Origin of the sequence: Enterococcus sp. DIV0236 (assembly GCF_050558525.1) — a bacterium.
GTDB lineage: Bacteria > Bacillota > Bacilli > Lactobacillales > Enterococcaceae > Enterococcus > Enterococcus faecalis.
Window position 1 is genome coordinate 178,954 of record NZ_CP187891.1, and the last position, 15,069, is coordinate 194,022.

Here is a 15,069-nt window from a genome sequence, read left to right on the forward strand (position 1 = left end):
ACGGGGCGTAAGTATGAAAAAAATCAAAGCACTAGTCAAGCAGCATTCACAAGAAATGATTGCTTTTCGACGGGATTTACACCAACATCCAGAATTACAATTTGAAGAATTTCGAACGACAGAAAAAGTCGCGGCAGTTCTTGATCAATTAGGAATTACTTATCGCAAAACAGAACCGACGGGTTTAATTGCTGAAATTGTGGGCGGCAAACCAGGCCGAGTGGTTGCGCTGCGGGCTGATATGGATGCCTTACCTGTACAGGAATTAAATGAAGATTTAGCTTATAAATCTTTAGAAGCTGGCAAGATGCATGCATGTGGGCATGATTCCCATACCGCGATGTTAGTAACAGCGGCTAAAGTATTAAAAGAAATCCAGGAAGAACTTCAGGGAACAGTAAGATTAATTTTTCAACCATCTGAAGAAAATGCGCAAGGTGCTAAAGCAATGGTTGCGCAAGGCGCAATGACCGGTGTTGATGATGTATTTGGCTTACATATCTGGTCACAAATGCCTGTAGGAACCGCTTCGTGTCGAGTGGGCTCAAGTTTCGCATCCGCAGATATTTTTTCTGTTGATTTTAAAGGCCGTGGTGGCCATGGTGCCATGCCAAACGCTTGTATTGATGCGGCAGTCATAGCTTCTTCTTTCGTGATGAATCTGCAAACGATTGTTTCTCGGGAGACAGATCCTTTAGATCCAGTAGTTGTCACGATTGGACGGATGGATGTGGGGACCCGTTTTAATGTGATTGCTGAGAATGCACGTTTAGAAGGAACGGTTCGTTGCTTTAGTGTAGCAACGCGTAATCGAGTAGAACAGGCGCTACAACGCTATGCGGAACAAACAGCCGCTATTTACGGTGGGACGGCTTCGTTAGATTATCAATATGGGACGTTGCCAGTGATTAATGATGAGCAGGATGCCTTGTTTGCCCAAACACTAATTAAGGAAAATTTTGGTGAAGCGGCCTTAAGACAAGAAGAGCCGACAACTGGTGGCGAAGACTTCAGTTATTATACTGAACATGCTTCTGGTTGTTTTGCCTTAGTGGGAAGTGGTAATCCAGAGAAAGATACGGAGTGGGCACATCACCATGGTCGTTTTAATATTGATGAAGATGCGATGGCAATGGGTGCTGAGTTATATGCCCAATATGCGTTTGAATATTTGAAGACACATTTTTAAAAGAAAATCAGTAACTTCTTGTTTTATGAGAACAAGAAGTTATTTTTATGAAAAATAGACCTGTCAAGACAGATAAGAGCTCCCATAATGACCGTTCTTTTGGTATAATAAAAAATAGTGTGAAGAATCAGAACAGATGATTGAAAAAACGCTACTTTTTTGGTAGTGTTAGAAAGAATAAATAGATTGAGGGAGTATGCGATGCAACCAATCATTGAACTAAATAATATCCAATTTAATTATCAACCAGAAGATGCTTCTCCCGCTTTAAAAGATGTGTCTTTTTCCATTCAACAAGGCGAATGGGTCGCTATTATTGGCCATAATGGTTCTGGTAAATCAACGTTAGCCAAAACGATCAATGGGCTGTTACTGCCAGCTGCTGGGACTATCAAAGTTGGCGGCAAAGAATTAAATGAAGCAAACGTCTGGGATATCCGGCGTATGGTAGGAATGGTTTTTCAGAATCCAGATAACCAATTTGTCGGTTCAACAGTCGAAGACGATGTGGCTTTTGGTTTAGAAAATCAAGGTATTCCGCGTGATGAAATGGTCGAACGTGTTCACGATGCATTAGAACGGGTTCGTATGTTAGATTTTGCCAAGCGAGAACCTGCTCGGCTATCTGGCGGCCAAAAACAACGAGTAGCTATCGCTGGTGTGGTTGCTTTGCGACCAGATATTATTATTTTAGACGAAGCGACAAGTATGTTAGATCCAGAAGGTCGTGCAGAAGTAATTGCTACCATTCAAAAGATTAAAGAAGAAAGTAATTTAACAGTTATTTCTATTACCCACGATATTGATGAAGCGGCTAATGCGAATCGTATTTTAGTGATGCGCCAAGGACAATTGACAAACGAAGGAACACCAGAAAAGATTTTTTCTGCAGGAGAAGCGCTTGTTGAAATGGGCTTGGATTTACCGTTTCCTGAAAAATTAAAAGTAGCTTTGAAAGAGCGTGGCGTTGTTGTGCCAACGAATTATTTAACAGAAGAAGGGATGGTGGATTGGTTATGGACATCCGTTTTAAACAAGTAGATTTTACTTACCAACCCAATACTCCTTTTGAGCAACGGGCATTATTCGATATTAATTTAACGATTCAAGACGGCTCTTATACAGCGATTGTCGGACATACTGGCAGTGGCAAATCAACGCTATTACAACATTTAAATGCTTTGGTGAAACCAACTAAAGGCCAAGTAACAATTGGAGAGCGTGTAATTACGCCAGAAACTGATAATAAGAATTTAAAACCAATTCGTAAAAAAGTTGGGATCGTTTTTCAATTTCCAGAAGCACAATTGTTTGAAGAAACAGTGGAGCGAGACATCGCTTTCGGACCGAAAAACTTTGGTGTTTCAGACGAAGAAGCGAAAAAATTAGCTAAGAAAATGCTTGATTTAGTCGGCTTAGATGAAAAATACTTACAACATTCTCCGTTTGAGTTATCAGGTGGTCAAATGCGCCGTGTCGCAATTGCTGGTGTGCTAGCGATGGAACCAGAAGTCTTAGTATTAGACGAACCGACTGCTGGTTTGGATCCTAAGGGTCGTAAAGAAATGATGGAGATGTTTAGTCGTCTGCATAAGGAACATAATATGACCATCGTTTTAGTGACACATTTGATGGATGACGTGGCTAATTACGCAGATCACGTGATTGTTTTAGAAAAAGGACAAATCGTCCGAGCGGGAGCACCACAAGAAGTGTTTCAAGAGACACAATGGCTGAAAGAAAAACAATTAGGCGTGCCAACTGCAGCCGAATTTGCTGAAAAATTAGTGGCAAAAGGCTTTTCTTTTGAGCAATTACCATTAACGGCCGATCAATTAGCCGATCAGCTTCTGAAAAAAATGCAGGAAGCAGGTGAGGCAAAATGATGAATAAATTGATTTTTGGGCGTTATATTCCAGGTGATTCTTTTATCCATCGTTTAGATCCGCGTGCAAAATTATTAGCTAGTTTTTATTTTATTGGAATTATCTTTTTAGCAAATAATTGGCAGAGTTATGTTTTAATAGCAGCCTTTACTGCTTTTGCTATTTCATTATCAAAAATCAGCGCCCGCTTCTTTATCCGCGGTGTTCGGCCATTATTATGGCTAATTCTGTTTACTGTGGCTCTTCAAACCTTGTTTACACAAGGGGGGGAAGTGTACTTTCAGTGGGGAATTATTTCCATAACCCAGTTTGGTGTGACGAATGGGCTATTTATTTTCTGTCGTTTTGTTTTAATTATTTTCATGTCAACGTTATTAACTTTAACGACGGCACCATTAGAGTTATCAGATGCGATTGAATATTTGCTACGCCCACTTCATGTAGTGAAATTTCCAGTTCATGAAGTTTCATTGATGTTATCAATTGCCTTACGTTTTGTCCCAACATTAATGGATGAAACGGAAAAGATTATGAATGCTCAACGTGCCCGTGGTGTTGATTTTGGTGAAGGAAACTTACTTCAAAAAATGAAAGCTATTGTTCCACTTTTGATTCCGCTTTTCGTAAGTAGTTTTAATCGTGCGGAAGACTTAGCGACTGCCATGGAAGCAAGAGGTTATCAAGGTGGTGAAGGACGGACAAAATACCGCATTCTTCATTGGCACCTACGAGATACAATAGTAATGTTTGGCTTTGTCTTGTTAACCATTGGCTTATTTGTATTAAGAACTTAGAAAAGGTGAAGAAAAATTATGCCCCGCTATAAAGCAATCATTGCCTATGATGGCACTCATTTTCATGGCTTTCAAAAGCAGCCTAATGAGCGTACCGTTCAAGAAGAAATAGAAAAAACGTTAGCACGCATGAATAACGGACACTCCGTGACGGTTTTTGGTTCAGGACGAACAGATGCAGGGGTTCATGCAATGGGCCAAGTGATTCACTTTGATTATCCGCAGGAACGTCCGTTGGAAAAAATGCGCTTTGCGTTAGACACACAAACACCAGAAGACATTGCTGTGCGCAGCGTGGAACGTGTTTCGGAAGACTTTCATGCACGTTATCACGTGATCGAAAAAACCTATCAATTTAAAGTGGATATTGGCAAACCGCGAAGTCCATTTCGACGTTTTTATGCTAGTTATTTTCCGTATCCCATTGATCTCGAAAAAATCCAACAAGCTTTGCCTGATTTATTAGGTACCCATGATTTTACCTCTTTCTGTGCCTCAGGAAGTTCAGTAGAAGATAAAGTCCGAACCATTCATGAAGCCAGTGTTCATGTCAATGAAACGGGGAATGAATTAACATTCACTTTTCGGGGCGATGGTTTCTTGTACAAAATGATTCGGATTTTAGTTGGTACGCTATTGAAAATCGGCAATGGGCGGCTGGAACCAACCGCGATTCCAGCAATTATCGCAGCCAAAGATCGAAATTTAGCAGGTCCGACTGCTCATCCAGAAGGATTGTATTTAGCAGAAGTGAAATATGAAAACTAAAAAGACGCAGACCTTACAAGAAAAGGTCTGCGTCTTTTTAGTTGCAAAATTCAGATGTATTTAACAGCTGTTCCGTAAGCCACGACAGATTGCATGTCTGTGCCAATTGTGCCAGAATCAAAACGCATCATCACAACGGCATCTGCACCTAATTTAGAGGCTTCTGCTTTTAAACGTTCGATTGCTTGGTCGCGTGCTTCTCGTTGCATATCAGTGTAACCTTTGATTTCACCGCCAACTACGCTTTTTAGTCCAGCACCTAAATCTTTAAACATATTTTTAGAACGTGTGGTTAACCCGAAAACTTCTCCAATAATTTCATATTCTTGACCGCTAATTCTCTCGGTTGTTGTAACTAACATGGGCAATTTCCTCCAGTACTTGTTGGTAACTTCAATTTACCATAGTCAAGAGTTTGGTACAACGAATATACATAAAAACGACACTAGAAAAGATGCGCTTCCGCATTTTTTCTAGTGTCGTTTTGGTAAGAATTAATCAAGAATAGGATCTTTTTTAGAAATCATGACCCAAACCCAACTAATTAGAAAAGCAACCGTTGCTGGAACGACCCAGCCCATGCCAATAGTGAACAATGGTAAGTATTGGCCGGCTTTTTCTAAAAGCGTTGTTACAAACGCCGTATCTTTGATAAAGGCAGGCGCGCTATTTAATGCATCTAAAACAGCAGCAATCAATGTGATATAGGTCGTTGCTTGATAGACTTCCCGTCGATGTTTGAAAATAGGACTGATGATTACCAAAAGCATTAAAGTAATCGCCAATGGATAAAGGAACATCAAGACTGGAACAGCAAATTGAATGATGTTGGTTAAGCCGACATTTGCAAAAATAGCTGGTAAAATAACAACAATTGCCAAGAATTTTTGATAGGAAACTTTCGGAAACATTTCTTCAAAAGTCTCAGAAAAGGCTGTGCTTAAGCCGATACCGGTTTTTAAACAAGCAAGAACTACGATAAAAGCCAGTAAAATACTCCCTGGTAGGCCTAAATAGTAATTAGCAATTTGGGCTAAGGCAATCCCGCCGTTTTCACTGATTGGAAAAGCCCCGATACTCATTGTTCCCATATAAGCAAGTAAGGTATAGATAATCCCCATCAATACAACACTGAAAGCACCTGATTTAATCATTCCTTTAGCGATATCTCCTGGTTTTTCGACGCCCATATTTCGTAAAGTGGAAACGACAACAATCCCAAAAGCTAATGAAGCTAAAGCATCCAACGTATTATAACCTTCTGTAAATCCTTTAAAGAAAGGACTTGAAATATAATTTTCACCAACAGCGGCACTGGCCACATGACCTAATGGTTTTACAAAGGCTAAAACAATCAAAATTCCTAGCAATGCTAAAAATAACGGATTTAAAAATTTACCCACATAATCTAAGATTTTACTTGGCTTTCTAGAGAAGAGCCAAACGGCTAAGAAAAATAATGCGGAAAAGCCAGCAAGAACCAGCCATTGCAAGTCTTTAGGAACAAATGGTGCAAGACCAATCTCAAAAGAAGTAGTTGCTAACCTTGGTAAAGCAAAGAAAGGACCAATCGTTAAATATAATAGTAAGGTAAAAATAAGAGCATAACGACGATTAATCCGAGAAGCTAAGTCAAAAACACCTGAACTTTTAGAAACACCCATAGCAATGACACCAAGAAAAGGTAAGCCAATTCCAGTGGCTAAGAAGCCCAAGTTTGCTAAAAAGACGGAAGCCCCCGCTTCTTGTCCCATATGTACAGGGAAAATTAAATTTCCAGCACCGAAAAACAAACCGAATAACATTGAACCAACGTATAGATAATCACGCCAAACTAACTTTTTTTGCATAGATTCACACTCCTTAATATTGTCTTATTATTTAAAATAACAGAAGAAGAAACAGAGAGCAACCAGTTTTTATAGAAAACATTGGTTTTCTTATTTTTCTATGAAATAAGCATACTGATAATCATCACAATAGTGTCCATTTATATAAAATTCTTCTTTAAAATGTGCTTCCTGCACAAAACCATGTTTTTCATAGAATCGAATGGCTTCTTGATTGGTAGCCATTACTCGCAAACTCAGCTTATGAATCCCGCTTATCTCAGCCATATCTTTGATATACGACAACAAAGAACCACCAATCCCTTGACCTTGGAAATCTGGCGAAACGCCAATACTTAGTAGCCATTGCTTTTGATGAGCTGCTAACGAAGTGGGCGGATGGACTTCAATAAATCCAGCAAGTTGTTGTCCGCTGATGGCAACGAAAATCGTTTCATCCTTCATTTTTTCCTGATATGCCGCAAGCGAGAGTGGTTGTATCTCGGCAGGGGTATTCTTTTTTGTCCAAATGATTTGATCCAAGGCATGTAATGCGGGCCAATCGGCTTCGGCAACTAAGCGAATAGTGAGTGAGGTAGACAAGATAATAGGGCTCCTTTTTCTGAAATTTTAAAATATAAAAAGACTATAGCATTTATTGTCTGAAAATTCAAATACTTTTAAAACGAAAAGAAAAATGGCTGCACCTTTTCGAGAAAATCAAAATATGCTACCATAGCTACCAGAGGATAGATGGTAAAAAAGAATCTATCTAAATGGAGGGTATGTTTGTGAAAAAAATGGCAGTATATTGTGGCGCCAGTCTGGGGAATGAGCCAATCTATCAGCAAGCTGCAGTAGCGTTAGCCGCTTGGATGAAAGAAAATCACTATGATCTAGTTTATGGCGGTGGCAATGTTGGTCTAATGGGTACGGTGGCTGACACGCTTTTAGCAGAAGGTGGAGAGGTAATTGGTGTCATGCCCACTTTTTTAATGGAACGAGAGATTGCACATAATGGCATTACAAAGATGCATACAGTCAGTGATATGCATGCGCGTAAGAAAAAGATGATTGAATTGGCAGATGTGTATTTAGCTTTACCCGGTGGTCCCGGCACGCTAGAAGAAATTAGCGAGGTGATCTCTTGGGGCCGAGTCGGTGAACATATGAACCCTTGTATTTTATACAACGTGAATGGTTACTATGATTTATTAGCTGCTTTTTTTGATAAAATGGTAGAAACTAATTTCTTAACAGCGGCGGATCGAGCTAAAATTTTCATTTCAGATTCCTTAGAAGAAATTGGTGCATTTATTGATTCCTATGAACCGCCAATGATTCGTCAATACAAAAAATAACAAAAGAGGCAGTCACTCTAATCAGAATGACTGCCTCTTTTTTACTAGTTTTTCGTTAAAATCCGATGTAAGAACTCTTTTGTCCGAGCTTCTTTTGGATGGACAAAAATATCTTCAGCGGTCCCTTCTTCGGCAATGACACCTTTATCCATGAAAATAACACGATCGGATACGTCCCGCGCAAATTCCATTTCATGTGTTACAATCACCATTGTTAGCCCTGTATGGGCAAGATTTTTCATCGTTTTTAGCACTTCGCCAACCATTTCAGGATCCAATGCAGAAGTTGGTTCATCGAAAAGTAAAACATCTGGATCCATTGATAATGCTCGAGCAATGGCTACCCGTTGCTTTTGTCCACCAGATAATTGAGCAGGTTTGGCATCAATAAAACGAGCCATGCCAACTTTTTCTAAATTTTCTAAGGCAATTTTTTTGGCTTCTTCTTTGTTTCTTTTTAGGACAGTCATCTGACCAGAAGTACAGTTTTCTAAGACATTCATGTTATTAAATAAATTGAATGATTGGAAAACCATGCCTAAATGGGTCCGATATTTGGGCAAACTATAACCACGTTCTAAAACATTTTTACCATTATAGATGATTTTACCATCTGTTGGTTTTTCTAACAAATTAATACAACGTAATAACGTTGATTTACCAGAACCAGAAGAACCGATAATGGTGACAACTTCTCCTTTATTGACGTTCATATTGATATCTTTTAATACTTCGTTTTCGCCAAAGCTTTTTCGTAAATGTTCAATTTCAATAATTGCACTCATCTGTTTGCCTCCTAGCTTTCTTTTCCTTCTTCAGTTAATTCTTCTACTTTAACGTAAGCAGAAGGGCCATCCATTTTACGTTCCACAACACGTAAGATTCGTGTGATCACAAAAGTCATTACCAAGTACATGATGCCGACAATTGTAAAGGTTTGGAAGAACTGGAAGTTTGCGCCAGAAGCAGCATTCCCTTGGAAGAATAAATCTGCAACACCGATAACACTTAACACGGCCGTATCTTTGATATTAATGACAAATTCATTCCCTGTTGCAGGTAAAATATTACGTAATACTTGGGGAATAACGACTTTACGCATTGTTTGTCCATGGGTCATCCCGATCGCTTGTGCTGCCTCGAATTGTCCTTTATCTACTGCGAAAATACCTCCGCGAACAATTTCAGACATATAGGCACCAGTATTCACAGAAACGATAAATAATGCGGCCACTGTTCGGTCTAAAGAGATGCCAAAAGCTAGAGCTAAACCATAGAAAATAACCATTGCTTGAACCATCATTGGTGTACCACGGAAAACTTCAATATAAATAGAAAGAATTAAATTTCCTAATTTTTGGAAGAAACGAGCGACTGGGTTTTCAGAATCTGGAATTGTACGGAAGACACCAATTAGTAAACCAAGGGTTGTTCCGACAACTGTCCCAATTAACGCGATAAATAGCGTTAAACCAGCACCACGTAAAAACATGTCGCCATATTGATTCCAAATATTTTTGAAATCGTTAATAAGTCCTGTTTTTTGTTCATCACTATCTGTTGCTGCAGGTTGATCCTTGATTGCTTGGTCCATAATTTTTGTCCGTTCATCTTGAGAAATACCTGCTAAAATTTTGTTTACTTTTTCAATGTCAGGATCGCCTTTACGCATGCCGACTGCTACTTGTGAGTCTTCAGCGCTAGCATCAAAGCCATTTTCTTTTGGAAATTCTAACATTTTTAATTCTTTATTGACACTAGTTGCTGTTATGCCTTCAGGGCGTTCACTAACATACCCATCAATCATGCCAGAAGCAAGTGCTGTTCGCATAGCCGAAAAGTTATCCATTGCTTGCTGTTTATTGACATTTGGAATTTGATCAATTAATCCGTAGTGGAATGTATTTAGTTGAGCCGTAATTTTAGCATCAGCTAAATCTTTCAAGCTTTTTGCATTAGCGTATTTGCCATCTTTTTTTACAATTACGACAAATTGTGATTCATAATAAGGGTTTGTAAAAGCAATTTCTTTTTTTCGTTCAGCGGTTGGGCTCATTCCGGCGATAATGGCATCAATTTTTCCAGATTGTAAGGCGGGCGCCAAGCCATCCCATTTGGTTTGGACGATTACTAATTTACGACCTAAACCATCGGCAATTTTTTTAGAAATTTGAACATCATAGCCGCCTGCATAAGAGTTGCCTTGAATAGGCACTGCGCCATGTGCGTCATTTTTCTGTGACCAGTTAAAAGGGGCGTAGCCAGCTTCCATGCCGACACGAAATTCACCATTTTCCTCCGCCGAAGCGTTGGTTGTCATGCCAAGTAACGAAAATAGCGTGACAAGTAGTAGACTGAATGAAAAAACTTTTTTGTTCATCTTTTTCTCTCCTTTAAATTTCTTGTCTGATTGATCGTTTTGTCTTTTTTCAATCAACAAGCTTTGATAATCAGCTGAGCAAAAGCGATTCTGTCTTTTTAAAGGAGAATACTTCTGTCACAACCTATTTTTGAATACAAAAAAACAACCAAACAGATGTAAGGTTGCTAGGTAATGTCGAAAAAAATTCCTCAACGAAACATAGCACAACTTAGCATCACTACTAAGACAGTCCGCAAGCTCTTAACTTACGTCCCAACACACAACAGAAGAGGCTCCGTTATGCATTTCGGCGATTGATCCTAAACTTGCTTCCCAGTGTCCTCTCACTCCACAAGCGTAATAAAAACCGCGACCTCTACCTCTTTTTTGAGGCACTATTCAGTTATTAAATTCAGTTATTAATTTTAGGATAAATCCAGAAGAAAGTCAATATGTTCCAGCAAAGGAATTTATCAAGAGGACACAAACACCATGAAATTAGCGTAACATTTTCCCTACGAAATAGAAACTAATACGAAAAAAGCAACCATTCCTAAAGGAACAGTTGCTTTTTACTTAAGCTTTGACAGCTTTTGGTTCACGACCTAAAATAGCTTGAAGAACAGTCAATACACCTAAAGAAGCTAAAATTGTATAAATTAGACTTGAGTAAGTTAAGATACCGAAATCCCAAGTTTTGTAAACTAATAAAACAATTGCTAAGGCGATAATAGCGATAACGTTGAAGAACGCAAAAGCCCAAAGATTTCCGTTTTCTTTACGAGAAAGATAAAAAACAGAGAACCAAATGCTTAAAACGCCCCAAGCGATGCAGGCAATAATTGCAGCCCAATAAATAATAAATGCGACCATTGTTGTTTCACCTCACTTTTACTCATGCATATTTTACCACGAGTTGAGAAATTTGTCACAAACTCTTTCAAGATAAATCAATATATAGGTAAGAAGTTTTCAAAAAGTGGAAAAACTTTTGGTGCTAATGTTAAAATACGTTATAATATAGAAGATTAGGAGCTGAATCGATATGCAAGATATCACGCAAGCTGAGGCAATTCATTGGTTGGCAACCCAACAAAAAATCACATTTTTAACAGGTGCGGGTATCTCGACAGCCTCAGGTGTGCCAGATTATCGTTCCTTAAAAGGTGTCTATCAAGGAATCCAGCAACCGGAATACTTATTGAGCCGGACTTGCTTAAAAACAGAGCCAGAAAAGTTTTATCAATTCGTTAAAACGCTCTATCATCCAGACGCACAACCTAATATCATTCACCAGAAAATGGCCCAATTAGAGCAAATGAAACGGGGAAAAATTGTTTCACAAAATATTGATGGGCTTCATCGAAAAGCAGGTAGCCAAGAAGTGGTGGACTTTCATGGTAATTTATATGAATGTTATTGCCAAACTTGTGGTGCAACGGTTCCTTGGCAAGACTATTTGCTTAGTGATCGGCACGCTGATTGTCATGGACAAATCCGTCCAGCTATTACTTTGTATGAAGAAGGACTATCCGAAGAGGCAATTGAAAAAGCCATTCAGGCCGTTGCTTCTGCCGACTTAATCGTGATTGTCGGCACGAGTTTTCAAGTGCATCCATTTTGTGATTTGATTCATTATAAACAACCAACGGCAACTATTTTAGCCATTAATCAAACGCCGCTATTTTTACAACAACCTTATTATTTTTTAGAAGCGAAAGCCGAAACGATATTTGCAGAATTAACGATAAAGGAGTAACGGAATGGAAGAATTTAAATCAGAAAAAGAAAAAATGATCGCAGGTGCACTATATTTTGCCTCAGATCCTGAATTAGTGGCTGATCGCAAAAAAGCCCGTGAACAAATGGCGTTAATTAACCAACAACCAGACACTTATATTCGTCGTCAATTAATAGAAGAAACGTTTGGAAAAGTGGGTGTCGGGACGTACATCGAACCGATGATTCAATTTGATTATGGCTACAACATTTCTGTGGGAAAAAATTTCTATGCCAATTTTAATAACGTTTTTTTAGATGTTTGTCCAATCGAAATTGGCGATAACTGTATGTTTGGACCCAATGTGCAACTTTATACAGCCGAGCATCCATTACAAGCGGCCAAGCGTAATAGCGGAATGGAATCAGGGAAACGAATTATCATTGGCAACAATGTTTGGATTGGCGGTGGAGCGATTGTCCTTCCTGGCGTAACATTAGGCGATAATGTAGTGGTGGCAGCAGGTGCTGTTGTGACCAAATCGTTTCCAGAAAACTGTGTGATCGCAGGTAATCCAGCACGGATAATTAAAGAATTGACTGAAGATGACGCCCCAACAACTTCTTTAGAACAACAACGAGCAAAGATTAACCAAATCGATAAGGAACTGGTCCGTTTATTAGAACAGCGGATGGACGTCGTCGCAGAGATTGCTGCAGTGAAAAAGAAAGCAGGTCATGCGGTTTTTGATTCTGAAAGAGAACAACAAGTATTAGAAACTATTCTGAATCATGTTGAAAATGCCGAGTATGAAGAAACATTATCTGAGACTTTCCAGGGAATTATGGACGCCTCTAAACGTTTCCAAGAAAAACATTTAGGAGAGTGAGGCGAAGGTCGTGGATGGAGAAATCAGAAGAAGAGAGATTGTTAAAAGATTAAGAGAGACCGAAAAGCCAATTAGTGCCACTCGTTTTGCAAAAGCTTTTGATGTCAGCAGACAAATTATTGTAGGAGATGTCGCTCTATTACGGGCGACAGGGGTCGAAATTGTCGCAACAGCTCGAGGGTATATGTTGGAACAACCTTTAGAAGGAATTGAACGGAAAATTGCTTGTCAACATACACCTGAACAAACGAGAGAAGAATTGTCAGTCATTGTTGCCAAAGGTGGAGAAGTGGTAGATGTGAGTATTGCACATCCGCTTTATGGGGAATTAATCGGCAGTTTGCGCATTCAATCAGAGAAAGATATTGATAAATTTATGGACAAGTATCAAAAAGAGCATGCTACATTACTATCAGTTTTAACAGGAGGCGTCCATCTGCATACTATTCGCTGTGCAGACGAAGAAACTTTCCAAGAAATCAAAGAGGCGCTTCGAAAAAAAAGTATTTTGTTTGAAGGATAACGAGAAAAAGAGAGGACATTGATGTTTATTCAAGCCCTTTCTTTTTTTTCTTAGAAAATTACCAAAAAAAGATAGAAGAATTTGTGAATTTTCTTCTATTTTTTTAACTTTTTGCTAGAAATTTTTTATGAAACAGTATACTATTAAAAAAGGAGCCATTTAAACAATAACTATGTCAATTATTATGTTGGTACATAAAAATAAATGGAGAAAAATAAAAAAGGAGAATGAGTATGAAAAAACAATTTGCCCTGTTCTCTACCTTATTACTTTTAGGTTCATCAATGCCAGTAGGTGCATTTGCAGAAGGTAATAACTTGGTAGCTGAAAATAGTTCTGTTGCAGAAACAACCGCAGAAGCAACAACTGCTGAAGACACTGAAACGACAGCGACTAGTGAAACAACAGAAGCGACAGAAGAAACAACAACTGAAACAGAAAGTTCAACCGAATCAAGTGAATCTGCAACCACGGAGTCCACGGAAACGTCAGGAACCGAAACGACAGATTCCACAACGGATTCAACATCCACAAGTACGACAGAATCGACTACTGACTCCACCTCAACGAGTACAACAGAGTCAACCACAGATTCTACGTCAACAAGTACAACTGAATCAAGTACCACGCCGACGACCACACCAAGTTCTTCTAAAGAACAGCCAAAACCTGGCACGAGTACTTCTGAATCAAAACAGCCGGCGAAACCAGTGACACCAACAGCGCCAGCTGAAAAGCCAGTAGAACAACCAGCAGCGTCAACACCGCAGCCCGAAATAGTCCCACCAGTTACAAATGAAACGGTTGGGTTAGTGGAAGACGATGAGACGTTTACGGTCAGCAAAACGAAGAAGACAGAAGAGTTTATTCAAGAAATCGGGGAATCTGCTCGGAAAGTGGCCAAGGACAAAAACTTATATGCTAGTGTGATGATTGCTCAAGCAATTTTAGAAAGTGGCAGCGGCAATAGTAAATTAAGCCAGAAACCAAACTACAATCTGTTTGGTATTAAAGGCGATTACAAAGGTCAATCTGTTTCTTTTATTACCTATGAAGACAATGGTTTCGGTAACCTATACACAGTAGAAGCAAAATTCCGTCAATATCCAACGTATAAAGAATCAATGGAAGATTATGCGAAATTATTGAAAAATGGTTTAGATTCCAATAAAGATTTCTATCATGGTGTCTGGAAAACGGAAGCCAAATCATACAAAGAAGCGACACGTTTCCTAACAGGAAAATACGCAACGGACAAAGATTACCATAAGAAATTAAATGCGTTAATTAAAACATACGATTTAACTTATTATGATAAAGAAAAAGCAACCGTTGAACCAATGGAATCAAATTTCCCAGCCTATAATGGCAAAAACTATGACACCTTTAATAGTTATGCTTGGGGCAACTGTACACAATATGTCTACAACCGTATTACGCAATTAGGTAAACGTGTGGACTTAACAATGGGGAATGGTCAAGATTGGGGCGAAACAGGTCGTGCACGCGGGTACAAAGTAAGTCGTACACCAAAAGCAGGCGCAGCGGTTTCCTTCCCAGCTGGCGTTTTAGGCGCAGACAATACTTATGGTCATGTCGCATTTGTGGAAAAAGTCTTTAAAGACGGTAGCATCTTAATTTCTGAAATGAACGTGAAGGGATTAAACGTTGTTTCGACACGTACAATCTCAGCCGATGAAACACATTTAATGAACTATATCGTTCCAAAAGATAAATAAAAAAATCAG

General features: G+C 39.1%; 16 protein-coding genes and 1 riboswitch. Of the genes, 10 read left to right on the plus strand and 6 right to left on the minus strand.

All coding sequences use genetic code 11. The features are described 5' to 3' along the window. The first annotated feature begins 13 nt into the window (after nucleotides 1–13). From IGK27_RS00855 to truA, 5 genes are all read left to right on the plus strand, one after another. On the plus strand, nucleotides 14–1,189 hold the full coding sequence (locus tag IGK27_RS00855) for a M20 family metallopeptidase (protein ID WP_002356230.1): 1,176 nt from the start codon (nucleotides 14–16) through the stop codon (nucleotides 1,187–1,189). A gap of 201 nt (nucleotides 1,190–1,390) precedes the next feature. Beyond that, entirely contained in the window at nucleotides 1,391–2,230 is an 840-nt protein-coding gene (locus IGK27_RS00860) for an energy-coupling factor ABC transporter ATP-binding protein (protein ID WP_002359354.1), read from the plus strand. Then, nucleotides 2,206–3,075 carry an energy-coupling factor ABC transporter ATP-binding protein gene (locus tag IGK27_RS00865; protein WP_002381364.1) on the plus strand — a complete coding sequence of 290 codons (870 nt, stop codon included), beginning with the start codon at nucleotides 2,206–2,208 and terminating at the stop codon, nucleotides 3,073–3,075. Before IGK27_RS00860 ends, IGK27_RS00865 begins: the two co-directional genes overlap by 25 nt. After that, nucleotides 3,072–3,869, plus strand: coding sequence for an energy-coupling factor transporter transmembrane component T family protein (locus IGK27_RS00870; RefSeq protein WP_002379226.1), 798 nt, complete (start codon nucleotides 3,072–3,074; stop codon nucleotides 3,867–3,869). Before IGK27_RS00865 ends, IGK27_RS00870 begins: the two co-directional genes overlap by 4 nt. Nucleotides 3,870–3,887: 18 nt before the next feature. Continuing rightward, entirely contained in the window at nucleotides 3,888–4,637 is a 750-nt protein-coding gene (truA, locus tag IGK27_RS00875; protein ID WP_033626369.1) for a tRNA pseudouridine(38-40) synthase TruA, read from the plus strand. 50 nt (nucleotides 4,638–4,687) lie between these two features. Here the strand turns inward: truA and IGK27_RS00880 are convergent, their stop codons facing one another. The 3 genes from IGK27_RS00880 to IGK27_RS00890 all read right to left on the minus strand — a co-directional run bounded on the left by IGK27_RS00880 (nucleotide 4,688) and on the right by IGK27_RS00890 (nucleotide 7,069). Further along, the gene (locus tag IGK27_RS00880; protein ID WP_002381365.1) at nucleotides 4,688–4,999 is read right to left on the minus strand and encodes a heavy metal-binding domain-containing protein; all 312 of its coding nucleotides are present in this window, start codon (nucleotides 4,997–4,999) and stop codon (nucleotides 4,688–4,690) included. Nucleotides 5,000–5,131: 132 nt separating this feature from the next. Next, nucleotides 5,132–6,487, minus strand: a complete 1,356-nt coding sequence (gene brnQ / locus IGK27_RS00885; protein WP_002361550.1) for a branched-chain amino acid transport system II carrier protein — start codon at nucleotides 6,485–6,487, stop codon at nucleotides 5,132–5,134. Nucleotides 6,488–6,577: 90 nt separating this feature from the next. Next, on the minus strand, nucleotides 6,578–7,069 hold the full coding sequence (locus IGK27_RS00890; RefSeq protein WP_016615827.1) for a GNAT family N-acetyltransferase: 492 nt from the start codon (nucleotides 7,067–7,069) through the stop codon (nucleotides 6,578–6,580). Nucleotides 7,070–7,242: 173 nt separating this feature from the next. On the opposite strand from IGK27_RS00890, the gene IGK27_RS00895 reads away from it, so the two are divergent. After that, on the plus strand, nucleotides 7,243–7,827 hold the full coding sequence (locus IGK27_RS00895) for a TIGR00730 family Rossman fold protein (RefSeq protein WP_002394583.1): 585 nt from the start codon (nucleotides 7,243–7,245) through the stop codon (nucleotides 7,825–7,827). Between the two features lie 44 nt (nucleotides 7,828–7,871). On the opposite strand, the gene IGK27_RS00900 is transcribed toward IGK27_RS00895, so the two are convergent. The 3 genes from IGK27_RS00900 to IGK27_RS00910 all read right to left on the minus strand — a co-directional run bounded on the left by IGK27_RS00900 (nucleotide 7,872) and on the right by IGK27_RS00910 (nucleotide 11,062). Next, the gene (locus tag IGK27_RS00900; protein ID WP_002356242.1) at nucleotides 7,872–8,612 is read right to left on the minus strand and encodes an amino acid ABC transporter ATP-binding protein; all 741 of its coding nucleotides are present in this window, start codon (nucleotides 8,610–8,612) and stop codon (nucleotides 7,872–7,874) included. A gap of 11 nt (nucleotides 8,613–8,623) precedes the next feature. Then, entirely contained in the window at nucleotides 8,624–10,207 is a 1,584-nt protein-coding gene (locus IGK27_RS00905) for an ABC transporter substrate-binding protein/permease (protein WP_002381368.1), read from the minus strand. 194 nt (nucleotides 10,208–10,401) lie between these two features. Next, nucleotides 10,402–10,576: riboswitch (Lysine riboswitch) on the minus strand. A gap of 189 nt (nucleotides 10,577–10,765) precedes the next feature. After that, a complete protein-coding gene (locus tag IGK27_RS00910) occupies nucleotides 10,766–11,062 on the minus strand; it encodes a hypothetical protein (protein ID WP_002356244.1) in 297 nt (98 codons plus the stop codon). A gap of 172 nt (nucleotides 11,063–11,234) precedes the next feature. Between IGK27_RS00910 and IGK27_RS00915 the strand changes: the two genes are divergently transcribed. The 4 genes from IGK27_RS00915 (at nucleotide 11,235) to IGK27_RS00930 (ending at nucleotide 15,060) form a co-directional block, all read left to right on the plus strand. Next, complete coding sequence (locus IGK27_RS00915; RefSeq protein ID WP_002381369.1) at nucleotides 11,235–11,948, plus strand: NAD-dependent protein deacylase; 714 nt, start codon at nucleotides 11,235–11,237, stop codon at nucleotides 11,946–11,948. A 4-nt stretch (nucleotides 11,949–11,952) separates the two neighbouring features. Next, entirely contained in the window at nucleotides 11,953–12,798 is an 846-nt protein-coding gene (locus tag IGK27_RS00920) for a chorismate mutase (RefSeq protein ID WP_002363448.1), read from the plus strand. Nucleotides 12,799–12,808: 10 nt separating this feature from the next. Further along, the gene (locus IGK27_RS00925; RefSeq protein WP_002356248.1) at nucleotides 12,809–13,321 is read left to right on the plus strand and encodes a transcription repressor NadR; all 513 of its coding nucleotides are present in this window, start codon (nucleotides 12,809–12,811) and stop codon (nucleotides 13,319–13,321) included. Between the two features lie 227 nt (nucleotides 13,322–13,548). Continuing rightward, on the plus strand, nucleotides 13,549–15,060 hold the full coding sequence (locus IGK27_RS00930) for a glucosaminidase domain-containing protein (RefSeq protein WP_033626368.1): 1,512 nt from the start codon (nucleotides 13,549–13,551) through the stop codon (nucleotides 15,058–15,060). The last annotated feature ends 9 nt before the right edge of the window (nucleotides 15,061–15,069 follow it).